Origin of the sequence: Microcoleus sp. S13_B4 (genome assembly GCF_036700885.1) — a bacterium.
GTDB lineage: Bacteria > Cyanobacteriota > Cyanobacteriia > Cyanobacteriales > Microcoleaceae > Microcoleus.
The window spans coordinates 30,918-46,484 of the sequence record NZ_JAUBPU010000047.1; the positions used below are offsets into that span (position 1 = coordinate 30,918).

General features: G+C 44.8%; 9 protein-coding genes and 2 pseudogenes. 6 read left to right on the forward strand and 5 right to left on the reverse strand.

Annotated elements, in window-relative coordinates; genetic code table 11:
* Positions 1–109 precede the first annotated feature (109 nt).
* From QT994_RS20575 to QT994_RS20585, 3 genes are all read right to left on the reverse strand, one after another.
* Complete coding sequence (locus tag QT994_RS20575) at positions 110–3,268, reverse strand: PAS domain S-box protein (RefSeq protein WP_333177645.1); 3,159 nt, start codon at positions 3,266–3,268, stop codon at positions 110–112.
* Complete coding sequence (locus QT994_RS20580) at positions 3,265–3,663, reverse strand: response regulator (RefSeq protein ID WP_333048485.1); 399 nt, start codon at positions 3,661–3,663, stop codon at positions 3,265–3,267. Before QT994_RS20580 ends, QT994_RS20575 begins: the two co-directional genes overlap by 4 nt.
* A 68-nt stretch (positions 3,664–3,731) precedes the next feature.
* Entirely contained in the window at positions 3,732–6,269 is a 2,538-nt protein-coding gene (locus QT994_RS20585; RefSeq protein ID WP_333177647.1) for a CBS domain-containing protein, read from the reverse strand.
* Positions 6,270–8,220: 1,951 nt separating this feature from the next.
* Between QT994_RS20585 and sds the strand changes: the two genes are divergently transcribed.
* The gene (gene sds, locus QT994_RS20590) at positions 8,221–9,192 is read left to right on the forward strand and encodes a solanesyl diphosphate synthase (RefSeq protein WP_333177649.1); all 972 of its coding nucleotides are present in this window, start codon (positions 8,221–8,223) and stop codon (positions 9,190–9,192) included.
* Positions 9,193–9,275: 83 nt separating this feature from the next.
* On the opposite strand, the gene QT994_RS20595 is transcribed toward sds, so the two are convergent.
* A complete protein-coding gene (locus QT994_RS20595; RefSeq protein WP_333177651.1) occupies positions 9,276–9,740 on the reverse strand; it encodes a hypothetical protein in 465 nt (154 codons plus the stop codon).
* Positions 9,741–10,717: 977 nt separating this feature from the next.
* On the opposite strand from QT994_RS20595, the gene QT994_RS20600 reads away from it, so the two are divergent.
* The 3 genes from QT994_RS20600 to QT994_RS20610 all read left to right on the forward strand — a co-directional run bounded on the left by QT994_RS20600 (position 10,718) and on the right by QT994_RS20610 (position 13,180).
* Positions 10,718–11,068: a hypothetical protein gene (locus QT994_RS20600; protein ID WP_006635783.1), complete on the forward strand. Its 351-nt coding sequence runs from the start codon at positions 10,718–10,720 to the stop codon at positions 11,066–11,068.
* 107 nt (positions 11,069–11,175) lie between these two features.
* On the forward strand, positions 11,176–12,696 hold the full coding sequence (gene ycf46, locus QT994_RS20605) for a stress-responsive protein Ycf46 (RefSeq protein ID WP_333177654.1): 1,521 nt from the start codon (positions 11,176–11,178) through the stop codon (positions 12,694–12,696).
* A gap of 130 nt (positions 12,697–12,826) precedes the next feature.
* The gene (locus tag QT994_RS20610) at positions 12,827–13,180 is read left to right on the forward strand and encodes a DUF1257 domain-containing protein (protein ID WP_006635781.1); all 354 of its coding nucleotides are present in this window, start codon (positions 12,827–12,829) and stop codon (positions 13,178–13,180) included.
* A gap of 167 nt (positions 13,181–13,347) precedes the next feature.
* Here the strand turns inward: QT994_RS20610 and QT994_RS20615 are convergent, their stop codons facing one another.
* Complete coding sequence (locus QT994_RS20615; RefSeq protein ID WP_333177657.1) at positions 13,348–14,427, reverse strand: glycosyltransferase family 4 protein; 1,080 nt, start codon at positions 14,425–14,427, stop codon at positions 13,348–13,350.
* A gap of 78 nt (positions 14,428–14,505) precedes the next feature.
* Here QT994_RS20615 and QT994_RS20620 point away from each other — a divergent pair.
* Positions 14,506–15,211: pseudogene (locus QT994_RS20620) on the forward strand (IS1 family transposase).
* A gap of 186 nt (positions 15,212–15,397) precedes the next feature.
* A pseudogene (locus QT994_RS20625) lies at positions 15,398–15,567 on the forward strand (IS4 family transposase); the annotation flags it as partial.

Sequence of the window (15,567 nt, forward strand, 5' to 3'; positions counted from 1 at the left end):
TTGGCTACAAGTACATTAGCCGATCGCCTGCGGGCTACTCTACAAATAGGCGCTCAAGCTAAATCATCAATAATCCTAAACTTGCTACTCTCCGTTCTTCCTTCTTCCTTCAACAATTTCTAAACTCCTCAATCAAATCGATAATCCGATCGCACCGGAAGTTATTCGCCAAATCGGCGATCGCGCTGCGGAAACTAGCATTAATAGGAGGAATCGACAACAGCAGGCGAAAAATCCGCTCGTTATCAACTGCATCCGCCGCAAAATACAATTCATTAATCCATTCAGCAGGCATAGCTTCAAAAAATGAAGCATTGAGCGTAAAAGCCAAATCAGCCGTTTCATTTGCCGTGGGAACCTCGCTGGACGCCACCGCATCAGAACTTAGCGAAGCTTCTCGATCGTAAACATAGTGGACTCCCAAATACTTAGCCATTTTTTCCAGAATCACTTGCTCCCGAAAAGGCTTCGCTACAAAATCATCGCAACCAGCAGACAAAATCAGCGATCGCTCCTCATCAAAAGCACTTGCAGTCAGAGCAATAATCACCGTTGCTTGACCTTTCAAATGCGCTTTAATCTGTTTAGTAGCTTCGTAACCGTCCATCACCGGCATCCGCATATCCATCCAAATCAAATGAGGTTCCCAACTCGACCACATTTCCACAGCTTGAACGCCATTTTCAGCCTCCTGCACCGCAAAGCCAAGGGATTTCAGCATTCTGACCAACAGCAATCGGCTTTCCAGGCGATCGTCAACAGCTAAAATCCGGTATTCTGGCTGTCCGGGTTCGAGACCCACAACGCGGCGAGCTGTTTGAACCACCTGAATTTCCACTGCATTAGGGAGCGAAACTTTAACATCAAATCTAAAAATACTGCCGCGACCGATGGTGCTTGTTACCGTCATCTTCCCTCCCATTAACTGGACAAATTGTTTGCTAATTGGCAAGCCTAAACCTGTTCCTTCTTGAGCTTTTTTTCCGCTTTCTGTTTGCGCAAAAGGTTTAAATAAATTGTCCATTTCTTCCGGAGAAATTCCCGAACCCGTGTCTTCCACTTCAAATAGCAAACAGCCATTGTCACTTAGCGGCATCTCGGCGTGACGTGGATTTTTTAACAGCTCATGTTTGATTCTCAAATTAACACCACCTTCCCCAGTAAATTTAATAGCATTTCCGACTATATTGAGCAACACTTGGCGCAATTTGCTTTCGTCTGTTTCTACATATTGAGGTAGGTCGGGGGGGAAATCAAAAATTAACTGCAACCCTTTTTTTTCGGCTTGGATCTTCAACATATTTTCAATATTTTTTAGCATTTTGTGCAAGTCGAAGGTGCTGTTATTAAGCGTCAGCAGTCCGACTTCAATTTTTGACATTTGTAGAATATTGTTGATCAGGACGAGTAAATGTTCCCCGCTCTGGCTAATAATTCCTAAGTATTGCTGTTGGTCGGCACCGAGGGCTGGGTCGCGAGCCAGCAGTTGGCTGAAACCTAGAATTGCGTTGAGGGGAGTTCGCAATTCGTGGCTCATATTCGAGAGGAATTCGCTTTTCGCCCTGTTGGCTCTGTCGGCTTCTTCTTTTGCTTTTTTCAGGGCTATTTCTGCTTGTTTGCGCTCGGTAATATCGCTAGCTGTGCCTGTTGTGCCGATGATGTTTCCTTCAGCGTCCAAACGCGCGATTACCTTTGTATTTACATCAATTGGTCTGCCGTCTTTTCCTAAAACTATACTTTCGTACTGAAACACCGCATCTGGCGTCAGTAAGCGCTGCTGAAGTTCCCTGTTCCGGTCTATTTGTGCGGGCGCTAAAAAATCGCTAAAAGAACACCCAATCATTTCTTCAGGGTCGTAACCGTAGATTTGTTTCACTGCTTGGTTCACAAAAGTAATGTGTCCTTCAGCATCGCAAGACCAGATAATATCTTGAGAAGTTTCAACTAAATGCCGGTATTTTTCTTCGCTCTCTGCTAGGGCTATTTCTGCAAGTTTACGAGGGGTAATGTCCATCAAAGTTGTGAAGAGTTTTGTCACTTGCCCTTGTTGGTTGACAACTGCTTCTCCTCTGGCTTCGATGTAGCGGATGAAGCCGCCTTCACTTGTTTTTGACCGGCAATTATCGGCACCAATTGTCGGTTCCGCCCGCAGGATGCGGTATTCCAAACTGTAGGATTGCCCGCTAGCAATAGCAGCGTCGATCGTTGTTTGCCACTTTTGTCGATCGCCGGGATGCACGTATTGCGAAAACTCAGTTAGTGTTGGCGCAGGCTGGGTTGGATCGAACCCAAAAATCCGAGATAACTCTTCCGACCAAGTAGTTGTGTTGGCCGAGAAATCGTATTCCCAATTGCCGACGCGGGCGATTCTTTGCGCTGCTGCTAAAGAAGCCGCTACAGCTCGGAGTTTTTCTTCAGCTAATTTGCGATCGCTAATATCTTGAATCACAGAAATCACGCAGGTTTCGCCATGAATGTCAATGATTTCTGCTGACAGTAGCCCAGTTCTGAGCTCCCCAGTTTTAGTGCGAAAATCAAATTCGTAGTTGAGAACAATTTTTTTTTCGTCTAAAATTTTAAACAACTCGACGCGGGCTTGTATATTTTCCCAAAAATTCAACTCCAGCGCCGTGCAATCGAGAATTTCTGCTGCCGAATAACCGATTGTCTGGCAAAAAGCCTCATTAACTTCTAAATAACGACCGTCATTAAGTCGGGTAATAGTAATTGGGTTAGGAGAAGAACGAAAAGCTTTAGCAAACTTTTCCTCAGACAAGCGCAGTTGTGCAGTCCGCTCCTCGACTAAACTTTCCAATTCTTGATTCAGCTTTTGGAGTTGAGCATTTTGTTCCGCTAATTGCTTATCCCTAAAATAGCTGTTGATCGCTTCTTTTACCGTCAACTTCAAATCTTCGGACTGCCAAGGCTTGGATATGTATCGGTACAATTTAGCATATTTAATAGTATTTGCCACGGCTTCGAGGTCTGCTTGCCCAGTTAGCATAATTTTGATAGTTTTTGGCGAGATTATGTGAATCTGCTTCAGCAATTCGTCCCCTTTGATATTGGGCATCAAATAGTCAGAAATTACTGCCACAATTTCGCAGCCCTCCGCCAGTAATTCCTCCATTAACTCTAAAGCATCTTCGCCACCTTCAGCGGTTTCTAATAAGTGTTCTTCTCCCAGGGCTTTTTTTAACTCTATTTTTAAACTTTCAAGAATTATCGGTTCGTCATCCACGCAAATAATCACAGGTTTATTATTCATATTTTTGCCAAACCCGATTTTATAGTTTCTACTAATTCTTTTCGATCCCATGGCTTGTACAAACAACTGTGCAAGTTGGCTTGCTCTTTCACCCGTGCTATTGCTAAGTCGTCGGCTTGCCCGGTCAGCATGATTTTCACAATATTGGGATATTTTTGGTGAACTACAATCAAAAACTCCTCTCCTTTAATACCAGGCATTAAGCAGTCAGATACTATGACCAAAATATTACTTTCATCTTCTTTTTGAATTTCTTCGATTATTTCCAGAGCTTCATCTGCATTTTCTGCTACTTCATAGAGGTAAGCATCGCCAAATTCTTTTTTTAGTTGAATTTTTAAACTATTTAATACCACAACTTCATCGTCAACGCACAAAATTACTGGTTTGGGCATAGTATTTCCTCTATTTAATTTTTTAAATGGGGGCGTTTTATCTAAGGTTTTTAATTTCACTCAGAGATTTAAATGGGCAAGGATACAGTGAACTTTGTTTGACCAGGCACGCTTTCTACTTGCAGTTCACCTTGGTGTTTTTCCAGAATTTTTTGAACTATATCTAATCCCAAACCACTGCCTTCCCCTGGAGGTTTAGTTGTGAAAAACGGCTCAAAAATTCTCGGCATAATCTCTGGGGCAATGCCTGGACCACTGTCGGTAATACTGACTGATATTGCGTTCGCTTGGTGTTTGACATCAATTTTTAACACTCCTTTGTTGCCCATCGCTTGTAAAGCATTGTGAACCAAATTTGTCCAAACTTGATTAAGTTCATCAGGATAGCATAGCACAGAGGGCAAATTAGTACCATAGTTTCTGACTACTTCCACACCGTGTTTGATTTGGTAGTGGTAAAGCGTTAAAACAGTATCAATACCGTCGGTAATATTAGCGATTACTTTGGAACCCGACTGGTCGTAACGAGAGTAGCTTTTCAAAGCAAAAACGATTTTGGCTGCCCTATCTGTGGCAGTAGCAATATTTTTAGTGCTTTTTTGAACCGTAGCAAATTGGTAGGCTGTTTGTACAACAATATTTCGACTTTGGCTGTCTTTCAACAAAGGCAAAAAACCTTCTAGATTATTGCCGATACCGATATCTAATAAAGTACAGGCAAGACTGGCGGCGTCGTCAATATTTTCTGATTCTAATTGCCCCTGCAAAATTTTTTTTAACTGACGTTTTTCTTTACTAGATAATGTATCTGTTTCTTGGCTGGACTTGTGTAGCAAAGCAAAGAAATCCTGCCGCCGTTCCGGGGATAGTTGTTGAAAAAATATCGGCAACTGCTGCAATTGTTCCGTCCAGAAGTCGGCGATGTTCTGCACAGAAGAGCGAATCGCCCCTAAAGGAGAATTGATTTCATGAGCAACTCCGGCAATTAACTGTCCAAGGGCGGCCATTTTTTCTGATTGAATGAGTTCTTTTTGAGTCCGCTTCAGTTCTTCTAAGGTATGAGATAATTCTGCATTTTTTTGGCACAGCGCTGACTCGGCTATTTTGCGGGCGTTGATGTTGCGGGCAACCCAAATGACTGCATCTTTTGAGAACAGAGAAATGCAGGCGGAAAACCAAATTTCGCGACCACAAACTGTTAAGCTGTAGTCAAAATTGAGAGTTTGTTGTGTTTCTAACACTTGCTGAACTAACACCCACCAATCATCTGGGTTTTCCTCGTCAAAAAAATGTTCTATGGTCAAGCTGACTATATCACAATCAGGCTCAGAAGCCGCTGCCACATTCGTTGGCAAAACTTCTATGTTCCGCTGATGGTCTAGCACGAGAACGATGTCGGTCATAGCTTCAAAAACGGCGCGGACTTTCCTTTCAGAAAAGTGCAATTTTTCTTCGAGCAATTTTCTACTGCTAATTTGTTGCTGCAATTCTTCGTTACTGGCTGCTAGTTGAACTGTGCGGTCTAGAACTCGCTGTTCGAGTTCGGTGTTGAGGCGGCGAACTTCAGCTTCAGCGGTGCTGCGGTCTTGTATTTCCTTTTTTAATTGACTGTTGGCATTAATTAATTGTAAAGTTCGCTGCTTGATTTGTTCTTCCAAATTATCATTTAAAATTCGCAATTTTTCCTCTACTTCTGTTCTCCGCAACGCTTCTTTTTGCAATTCTTCGTTCATTTTGTTCAACTCCTGAATTTTGTCGGCAACTGTTTCCTGCAAAAGCTCGACATTTGCGTGCATTTCTACCGGATCTAAGGCTTGCAGCAGGCTAATTTCAGTCACAATTCCGGCTAAATATCCTTCCTCGTCCACCACCACCAAGCGGCGGATGCGGTGCTGCTGCATTAACTGGTGAGCCTGCCACAAGGTGGCTTTTACCTGCAACGCTATCAGCGGAAAACTCATCGCGGCGGTGACTGGAGTGCTGGCGAAATCGAGCCCAGAAGCTTGGAATTTAACAATGTCGCGTTCTGTAATTATGCCCACAGGTTTTTGATTTTTGTTGTCACTTTCACTGCAAATGACTATGCAGCTTTTCCGCTGGGTTCTCATCTGTTTTGCGACTTCTAAAACTGAGGCGCTGCTTGAGGTAACTATTACTTGTGTAGTCATAATTTCTTGAACCCGCCACGTTTTCAGCAAGTCGGTCGGCTTGAGGATTTGACGGATGCTTTCGCAGGTGATAGCGCCTAGCAACTTGCCACCTTCGTCTGTGAGGGGTAAATGACGCATTGTTTTCGATCGCAATATGCTCAATACCTTGAAGATATTCCCCGCTTTATCGAGGGAAATGGCGATCGGGTTTTCAGTCATCACCTCAGAAATTGCCACCCCTGCTAGCGGTATTTCGCTAGCAGTTATTTTCACAACATCGCGCTCTGTCAAAATTCCGAGCAATTGCTGCTCAAACGCGATTAAAATGCAACTGGCACTCGCCTGACTCATGGCAGCAATTGCGACTTTCAAGGGTGTGTCTGGAGGCAGCACCGGCGGTTTGGGGTCGATCGCCTGTTCTAGCAAGCTGTGGGTATTAGAAACTGTTGTTGACATGGGCAAATCAAGGGGGATAGATGCAGGCGGAAGCGGCACTTAATACCATTTTAGATTGCCGATTTTACAGTCGCAATCCGCTAACCGCAATCCAGGTTTGACATCGGTCTAGAGTTGCATTTTTAGTCGCGCATTGGTATAATTTTTAGTGTGATCGCGCTAAACGGCGATCGGAATTGACACAATACACGTCCTTTGACCGATAACTGATGTTACTTCTATTTTACCCAAATGTTTTTCCACACTTTTTTTAACAATCTCCCGATCCAACCCCCTGCCTTCCTCGGGTTTTGTAGTAAAGAACGGATCAAATATTCGTGGCCAAATTCCCGAGTAATTCACTTGCCACTGACGAGCAGGCTCTGATTGTCGGCTCTCACCTCTACTTTTAAAACTCGGCAATTGTCTATCGCTTGTAAAGCATTGTGCATCAGACTTATCAAAAATTGTTTTAGTTGGTCTGGCTCGGACAACAATTTAGGCAGTGGAGCTTGAGAATTTCTGACCACTTCTACTCTTTGTTTTAGTTATTTTAATCAAAAATTAATAGAATTTTAATTGTCAGTAATATTGGTAATTATTTTTTTCCTACATTATAAAAAGTTTTAGAAATAAAAATTTTACTTGTGTCGCTCTCTCTAGCAACATATCTTCTTGGTAAGCTGTGAATAAATGGCAGAGACTCTTTTCCTGACTCAGCAAATTAAGCACCCTTTAATGAAATATTTGATTGCAGTGCAAGTTTATAGATTCCTTCAGTTTAGCAAGTAGGTTGCTAGATTCAGAAATTTCACGTTTTTTTTCTGTAAGTTCTTGATCTACCAAATAGGCATATTGAGAGTTTTGGCACAATTATCTACAACTTCAAACTCAGCGTTTTGGAGAACACTTTAATAGCTTTCTCGGAACATTGGCCTGGTTCCCCTGACATGAAACTTGCTGTGAGCGATACAAGCTGCTACTAAATATAATATCCTGCCTCAGAGGCTGTGGGCATTGAACATCGATAACTGTAGCTATGTGTTGCAGTAACTAGCAGCCCAGAAAATCACGGTGCCGGCAATTGTAAATAATAACCCTGCCTTTGCGCGCAAGCATTCAAGGCAGGGTTATTATTGAGTATTCCGAATTCTCAACTGTGAAGCGAGGGCGCTGCTGCCGACTTCGGCTGCCCAGCAGCGCACTACTCGCCCAATCGAGTGATTTTAGCGCTGCGTTGGGCCAACATCAGCAGTACATAAATAGTCATTACATAGCCGGCGGCCAGAATGGGAATAATTAGAGGAATATCGCGATAAATCATAATTAGAACCAAAAGTCAAGGACGAGGAGGAGCAGGACAAGTTCAAGACCTACTACATTAAGTCAGCACGCAAGACCATGCCTTGGTTCTGAAGGCTGTTTTTCCATATCAAGCCTGCGGGAACATTTAGGCGTTCCCGGTCATCAATAATGATTTACTGCTTTACAGATGCTTAAACAGCCTAAAACCATCCACTTTAGCTGCTTTGAGCTACCGTGCACATAAGATGCGCTACTCTTAACTTCTGAAAACTTTTAGCCGCGAGGAACTAAAAATCTGTCCCAGAAATTTGGGCTGCGATCGACTAACAAGGCTGGCTCTACGAAACTTTTACAGGCACCTAAAAGCTACCTGCCAGTCTGGCTGTACTTAATGTATAGAATTGTTTAAATCCTTAATACCCATAATAACACAGGGTTTCTGGGATTTAGAGATTTTTTGGCCGTACCCTTAACAATTCGATACAATAGGGGCAACCCCTCTGGCAGCCGGCTACTCGCCTCTGGCAGGCGGGTGACTCCCATCGGGCGGCCGATGACAAATAGCTGCCGATCGCCTAGATTTTTCTTTTCTATTGCAGAGAATTACCTTAAAATAAAGATATGATTTGTAAAATTTTGTTACTTTACGGCTTGAGTCGGCGTATCCATGATCTCTAGCACTCTCCTATTTTCCTCGGTTGAAGAAGACCTGCGACTGTTGACAGAAAACTTAAAACAGTTAGTGGGTGCCCGTCATCCCATCTTGTACGCGGCTGCAGAATACTTATTCGGCACAAAGGGAAAACGAGTGAGACCCGCAATCGTTCTGTTGATGGCCAAGGCGACTATGCCCGATCAGGAAATCACGGAAAAACACCGCCGCCTCGCTGAAATCACGGAAATGATCCACACAGCTAGTCTAGTCCACGACGACGTGGTGGACGAGTCGGATCTGCGGCGGGGAGTGCCGACTGTTCACAGTCGGTTTAACAACCGAGTCGCAGTATTGGCGGGAGATTTTCTGTTTGCTCAATCTTCCTGGCATTTGGCAAATCTCGACAACCTGCCAGTAGTCAAACTGCTTTCAGAAGTGATTATGGATTTAGCTGAGGGGGAAATTCAACAGGGACTCAATGGATTTGACACCAGCTTGTCGATCGAAGCGTACCTCGAAAAAAGTTATTACAAAACAGCGTCTTTAATTGCCAACAGTTCCAAAGCAGCGGGCTGTTTGAGCGAGGTTTCAGCAGAAATAGCAGACGATTTGTACAACTACGGTCGGAACATTGGTTTGGCATTCCAAATAGTAGATGATATATTAGATTTCACCGCTTCAACGGAAACTTTGGGGAAACCTGCAGGCTCGGATCTCAGAAGCGGTAATCTGACAGCACCAGCACTATTCGCCCTAGAAGAAAAGCCTTACTTGGAAGTTCTCATAGAACGCGAATTTGCCCAAGAAGGAGATATAGAGCAGGCCCTGGCACTTGTAGAAGATTCTAGAGGCATAGAGCGATCGCGAGAACTAGCCACAAATCACGCACAAAAAGCCGTCGAATACTTAGCTGCGCTGCCCCATTCAGAGTCCCGTCAAGCTTTGATTGATTTGGCTGAATACGTTTTAAGTAGACTTTATTAGAGGTTAAAAAGTTACATTTTATTGGTAATGGGTAATTCCCCATTACCAATTCCCTGTTACCAATTAAGAGAAAATTGAGTTGTTTAGGCAATATCCGGCGGTGGAGGCGATCGATACTGTTGCAAGTAAACATTAATTAAACTCTGTACTTGCTCACGAGGGATTTCCGTCCCGACTTCCTGATTTCCGGGACTTTCAAAAAAAACAATGCTGTCAAGACCTTCCAGAGCTATCATTTGAAATAAAATGTGAGTGACAGGCAAAAGCACTGGTCTGAGGCGATCGCCGCCAGCAGCCGCAGCCTGCGACGCATCTTTAATACTCGTCCAAGCATAAATCACCCTCTTCTCCCGTCCCGGTTGCTTGAGATTGCTCAAAACCACGATCGCCCAACTTTGGTCTACCGCTTGCAGGATCGAGTATTCGAGGTGCTGTAGCTGTTGGGCAATTAACACCAGGGCCGGGGCGATCGCCTTTAAGATTTGTGGCGTCGAACCGTCGGGCGGAGCTTTTTCGATCAATGCTTGAATCTGTTGGTCTAAATCCATCAGTCAGTTCTTGGATATCTAAAATTAAAAATTTCAGGTTAGCAGGTCCGCATCCAAGTATATATTACCCAGCACTGCCCTATTAAAGATAAGCTGACACCCATCTAAATTTAATATTTTGCAGCCTAGAGTCCTTGTAGCGAGCATTTGGGCAAAAAAATTAAGTGCGTCACAGCTTACACAATGTCATCCCCAAAGTCTCACCGTGGGGTGCTTATCGCTAACTCTGTCCAAGTGTGTGAAATCTGAGCCAGATGAAAACCCAAAAACGGTTATTTCACGTTCGGATTTTGCACACTTAAAGCTATAAAAACTGTTTGGGGGAGTTTGATTTCAAAATAAAAACGCCCCAAGTTAGTAACCTCGTTGCTTACTGAGTCCACCGGTGCTTACGGCCCACTCTACAAACTCAACCATTGTGCCGCCTAGCCCCCTACAAACTACATTTCAAACGTTTGAGGGACTTTTAGCGCAAGCGTTTGAGCCACTCAACAGCGGGCTGACCATCAGCACCCAGCCCCCTCATGAATGCAGTCAACGTGTTTGCGTCATTGTAGCCGTTGGGTATGGGCAATAGATATTATTTTTTGCCGGTAGTCTATCTTATGAAGAAGATTTATTGATCGCCCGCTATGACATTTCAAGGGTTTGGGGGACTTCTTCACCACTCATGAGCGGGCTGGGTGCTGATGGCGCACCTTACCCCAGATAGCGACTCAAAGAATTTGTTGGCCCTACTCCTATATATCTATTGTTCATATTTATAGTTGGTCGATCGTCCTTGACGCTACCCATACCTGCCGTACACCTCAGACTCATCAGCTACACCCCTAACTTTTTCGTTGTTAACTGCCCCAGAGTCACTTACAATGTAACGAAATATTACAAGATGACGCTAAAGCAGCATAGAGGCTTGACAGCAAAGAAGTAAGCGGCTAATCTGATATACATACCCGGGTAAGTCAATTCACTGTCATATGCAAGAAAAGCAAAAAGTTACATTGTATCTTCCACCAGAACTGCATCGCCAGCTCAAAATCCGAGCCGCAGTCGAAACTGAACCGATGTCATCAATTGCAGAAAGGGCAATTGTCTTCTACCTAGGAAATCCCGAACTGGTTGACGAAGTAGAAGCCTCCTACGGACAAACCCATAGGGTATACAACTGTCCAGAATGCACGGGTTCAGTAGTAATGCGAGATGGAGAACTGGCATCCGTAACAAGTCAGCCGAGCGTATTGGCTGAACAGGATCTTCCAGTAAAGCAGGTGTCGGGCGTCAGTGCCAGCACAGCCAAACCGGGAGAGGAAGAATTGGTTCCCTGCTAAGAATGCCTTGCTTCCCCAAAAAGCTAAAACTGACATTTTCAGTAAGAGGGCGAAGGGCAGCATTGAGATTCAGCAAAGATAGCACCGTCTCTAGTGGGTCGAGGACTATGCAAGAAGAGATCAGTATTCTAATCCAAGCTCAATATCCTCTGATCTACCTCGTGACATCCGAGGAAGAGCGGTGTGAGCAAGCAATTTCGACAATAGCTCAAGCAAAACCACAGCGACGAGTATTTATCTGGACTGTAACTCACGGCATTGTGGAGTATGGTCAACCCCGCACCACCACCCAACACAACACCGTCTCGCCAGAGGCAGCAATTGAATGGGTGATCAGGCAGCGAGAACCCAACAGTAACGCTAGCATCTACATTTTCAAAGATCTGCATCCTTTTATAGATTCTCCTCCGGTAACGAGGTGGTTGCGCGATGCGATCGCCCACTTCAAAGGAACGCAAAAGACAATTATACTGATGTCTCCTTTGCAGCAAATTCCGATCGAGCTAGAAAAGGAAGTAGTGGTATTAGACTTCGCGTTGCCGGACATGAAGGAACTAAACCAAGTATTGTCTGGTCAGTTGGAGCAAACGAAATCGCGACGCATTACCACAGAAGCGCGAGAAAAACTTTTAAAAGCAGCCTTGGGATTGACCAAGGACGAAGCTGAAAAAGTTTATCGCAAAGCCCAAGTTTCGACTGGGCGCCTCACAGAAGAAGAAGTAGACATAGTTCTTTCGGAGAAAAAGCAATTAATTCGGCGCAACGGCATTCTAGAGTTCATTGAAGAAGACGAAACCCTGGATGCAGTCGGCGGTTTAGAAGAGCTGAAGCGGTGGCTGAGACAGCGTTCCAACGCCTTTACAGAAAGAGCGAGAGAATACGGTCTGCCCCAACCAAAAGGGATGTTAATTCTCGGCGTACCAGGATGCGGAAAATCGCTGATTGCCAAGACCACCTCCCGCCTCTGGGGACTGCCCCTGCTGAGGCTAGATATGGGTAGAGTCTACGACGGCTCGATGGTGGGTCGATCGGAAGCCAACCTCCGCAATGCCCTCAAAACCGCAGAATCCATCTCTCCAGCCCTCCTCTTTATCGACGAACTAGACAAAGCCTTTGCAGGAGGCACTGGTTCGGCCGACTCAGACGGAGGCACCTCCAGCCGGATTTTCGGTTCATTCCTCACTTGGATGCAAGAAAAGACTTCCCCAGTCTTCGTAATGGCAACAGCCAACCGAATCGAGCGGTTGCCGGGAGAATTCTTGAGGAAAGGCCGATTCGACGAACTCTTCTTTGTTGATCTGCCTACCAAAGAAGAACGCCAAGATATTTTTAAGATTCACCTCTCAAAGCGGCGTCGGGAAATCACTCGCTTCGATTTAGAGCAACTTTCCAATGTTTCCGACGGCTTTTCAGGTGCAGAGATTGAGCAAGCGCTAGTAGCAGCAATGTACGAAGCCTTCGCTCAAGATCGAGAGTTTACGCAGCTCGACATCATAGCGGCCATTAAATCCACAATGCCACTGTCTAAAACAATGACCGAACAGGTCACCGCCCTCCGAGATTGGGCGAGACAGCGTGCACGGCCCGCTGCGTCTTCCGTCGCTGAATACCAGCGAATGGAATTCTAAAAGCTTTCTCCTGGTCCAAACAGGAGCAAAGGCTAGCAACAGCTAGCAGTTCGATTGAAGAGCCGCCCAGCGGCACCGTTAAATCCAGACCGTTGTTGTTTCTCTCTCAGTTTTATTAGGAGGAAATCCAATGTCTCACTTTAGCACTCTGCGTACCAAAATCACCGATGCCGAAATCCTGAAAGCTTCACTGCGCGACTTGGGCATTTCAGTCAAGTCAGAAGCTGATGTTCGTGGCTATAACGGTCAGCGCGTTCGCTCCGACATCGTAGCGATTCTCGAAGGCGAATATGACCTAGGTTGGTCTCGCAATAGCGATGGTTCCTTTGACCTGATTGCCGACCTCTGGGGCGTCGCCAAAAAACACAATCAAACTGAGTTAATCAATTCCATTAACCAGAAGTACGCAGTTAACAAGACCTTGGCCGCAGTCAAGCAGCGCGGTTTGCAAAATGCCAACGTTAAGCTGGTAGTGCAAAACTAATTGATCTGCAGGTTTCCAAGCTCGCGGGTTAACCAAACAAACGGGTTAACCCGTTTTTCGATCGCTAGGATGTAGAGGGGGGTCTTTGGACAGCCACATACTTTTTTAGCACCCCCAAGCAACAGCTTTCAGGTTGAAAGCTGCTTTATGCTTTAATGGTCGGCTACCTAATGCTTCGGGCAATCGTCGATCGTTTGTTGATAAATTTCAAGTATTCGATCGACTTTCCGTTCCCAGTCAAAATGCTCCCGAACGCGCTCCCGCCCCGCAGAACCCATACTCTGCCGCAATTCAGGCGACTGGGCTAGCTTGAGTATCGCATCTGTCAGTCCCTTGACAAAGCCTTCTTTAGAAGCTGGTTCTACTAAAATACCGCAACTGGAATTCAGATAATCCGCTGGACCGCCCCAGTTCGTTGCTATGACGGGCAAGCCCATTGCCATTGCCTCCATCACCACTGCCCCGCCGCATTCCCGCAAACTGGGGAAAACCATTGCATCAGCTTGTTTCAGTTTGATAGCGCACTCCTCCTGAGACAGCCAGCCACTAAATACAACGCTGCTGTCGATGCCTAAACGAGCTGTTTGAGCTTCAAGTTCCCCTCGGATGTGCCCATCACCGATGATTTCCAAGACTGCATCGGTTTGAGCAGCGACGGGCGCGAAGGCTTCCAGCAGCAAATCTACAGCTTTCCAGTCGATCAGCCGGCCTAAAAAAATAAAATGAACCTGCCCGGTCGCTGCTCTTGATAAGCTACAGTCCGATCGCCACACCGAGAAATCGACGCCGTTTTCCACAAGTTCAATAATTTTACCCTGGACCCCAGATGCAAGTGCCTGCTTCGTACGATCGTTGGCCACTAACAGCGTCTCGGCTTTGATTTTACCTGGAAAAAGGCGATTGAAGAAATCGACGCACTTGTGACCGAGCTCGATTAAAATATCAATGGTAGGATTTTGGCGCGAGCGAAAAGCCAGAGGAAATTTAACCGACGTGTTCATTGGCCCTATAACTACAGGCACTCCCAATCCGAACATCAACGAAGGAACTGTTGCCGAGACTGGTGTCGGTTCGTGTACAATATCAATCTCGTGTTCGCTCACGAGCCTCCGGACAATGCGACGCTGTAACACTTGGGTGTACAGGTGACTGAGCAGTCCAAAAGTAAATTCATTCACTCTTGCAGGGATAAATCGCCCGTAATTATAAAGCAGCCGGTGCAGCCAAGTGTCGGGTACAAAGTACATTCGATCGCGCTCTTCTGGAAACAGTGCTGTGAGTTCTGCGGCGTTGCTGAGTTAGAGTATGAATAGGAGGAATAATTTATGCAATGCCCAGAATGTAAATCAACCCATATCCGTAAAAACGGCAAGAAGAAAGGAAAACAGAATCACATTTGTGCCCAATGTGGTCGTCAATTCATTAATCAGTATGAATCCCATCGAGGTTATAGCGAGAGCATCAAACGTGATTCCCTAAAAATGTACGTCAATGGTATGGGTTTACGGGCGATAGAACGAGTTAAGGGAGTTCATCATACCACAGTAATAAATTGGGTAAAACAAGTCGGAAAACTGTTACCAGAGGTTTATGACCCTGAAGTCATTCCAGAAGTTGGTGAACTCGATGAATTACAAACTTATGTAAAAAAAAACAGATAAAATCTGGTTGTGGAGAGCGGTTGACCACTTTCGACCAGGAATTTTAGGGTGGGTATTAGGGGATCTAGCGTGCTAAGATATTTGAACCATTATGGAACCAAGTAAGTGCATGGAAATGCTACTTTTATGTAACTGATGGATGGTCTGTATATCCCATGTTTATTCCTGATGAGGATCAGATTATCCGTAAGACTTATATGACACTCCTTAGAAGGAGAAAATACAAGACTAAGACATCCGGATAGCCAGACTACATCGGAAGACTCTTTGTTATTCTAAGTGTGAAAAAATGCTCCAGCATTCTATTAAGTTATTAATACATTACTTGAAATTTCACGATATTCCCATTCCTGGGGCATTCATACCTTGATTCAGCAACGCCACTCATCCATTCCCCACACTTCTACTGCTGCTAAGCTGTTCAGCATCTAAAACGCATATTGCATAGTATAATATGATGATATTTAGCAGAAGTGTTGAATGATAGGAAAAGATTGCTAAAATTTGGCGAGCAATGTATAATTGCAGAGTTATAAATTATTAATAATCAACTGAAATGCTATTTTCTAACTTCCCCAAAATTGTCAGACGGTATCTCGCCCATTTCCCCAAAGATGATTATCCTGTTTTAGATAGCTTCACATTTGTATCCTGCTGGCTAGGGTTTAGTTTTGACCAAAGTCTGGATACTATGCGTTCGCTATTTTCCCGTTTAAACAGTCGAGA

What these genes read in the sequence shown, in the direction of transcription:
- QT994_RS20575 (WP_333177645.1), bottom strand. Translation starts at nt 3,268, where the DNA reads ATGAATAATAAACCTGTGATTATTTGCGTGGATGACGAACCGATAATT.
- QT994_RS20580 (WP_333048485.1), bottom strand. Translation starts at nt 3,663, where the DNA reads ATGCCCAAACCAGTAATTTTGTGCGTTGACGATGAAGTTGTGGTATTA.
- QT994_RS20585 (WP_333177647.1), bottom strand. Translation starts at nt 6,269, where the DNA reads ATGTCAACAACAGTTTCTAATACCCACAGCTTGCTAGAACAGGCGATC.
- sds (WP_333177649.1), top strand. Translation starts at nt 8,221, where the DNA reads ATGATCTCTAGCACTCTCCTATTTTCCTCGGTTGAAGAAGACCTGCGA.
- QT994_RS20595 (WP_333177651.1), bottom strand. Translation starts at nt 9,740, where the DNA reads ATGGATTTAGACCAACAGATTCAAGCATTGATCGAAAAAGCTCCGCCC.
- QT994_RS20600 (WP_006635783.1), top strand. Translation starts at nt 10,718, where the DNA reads ATGCAAGAAAAGCAAAAAGTTACATTGTATCTTCCACCAGAACTGCAT.
- ycf46 (WP_333177654.1), top strand. Translation starts at nt 11,176, where the DNA reads ATGCAAGAAGAGATCAGTATTCTAATCCAAGCTCAATATCCTCTGATC.
- QT994_RS20610 (WP_006635781.1), top strand. Translation starts at nt 12,827, where the DNA reads ATGTCTCACTTTAGCACTCTGCGTACCAAAATCACCGATGCCGAAATC.
- QT994_RS20615 (WP_333177657.1), bottom strand. Translation starts at nt 14,427, where the DNA reads ATGTACTTTGTACCCGACACTTGGCTGCACCGGCTGCTTTATAATTAC.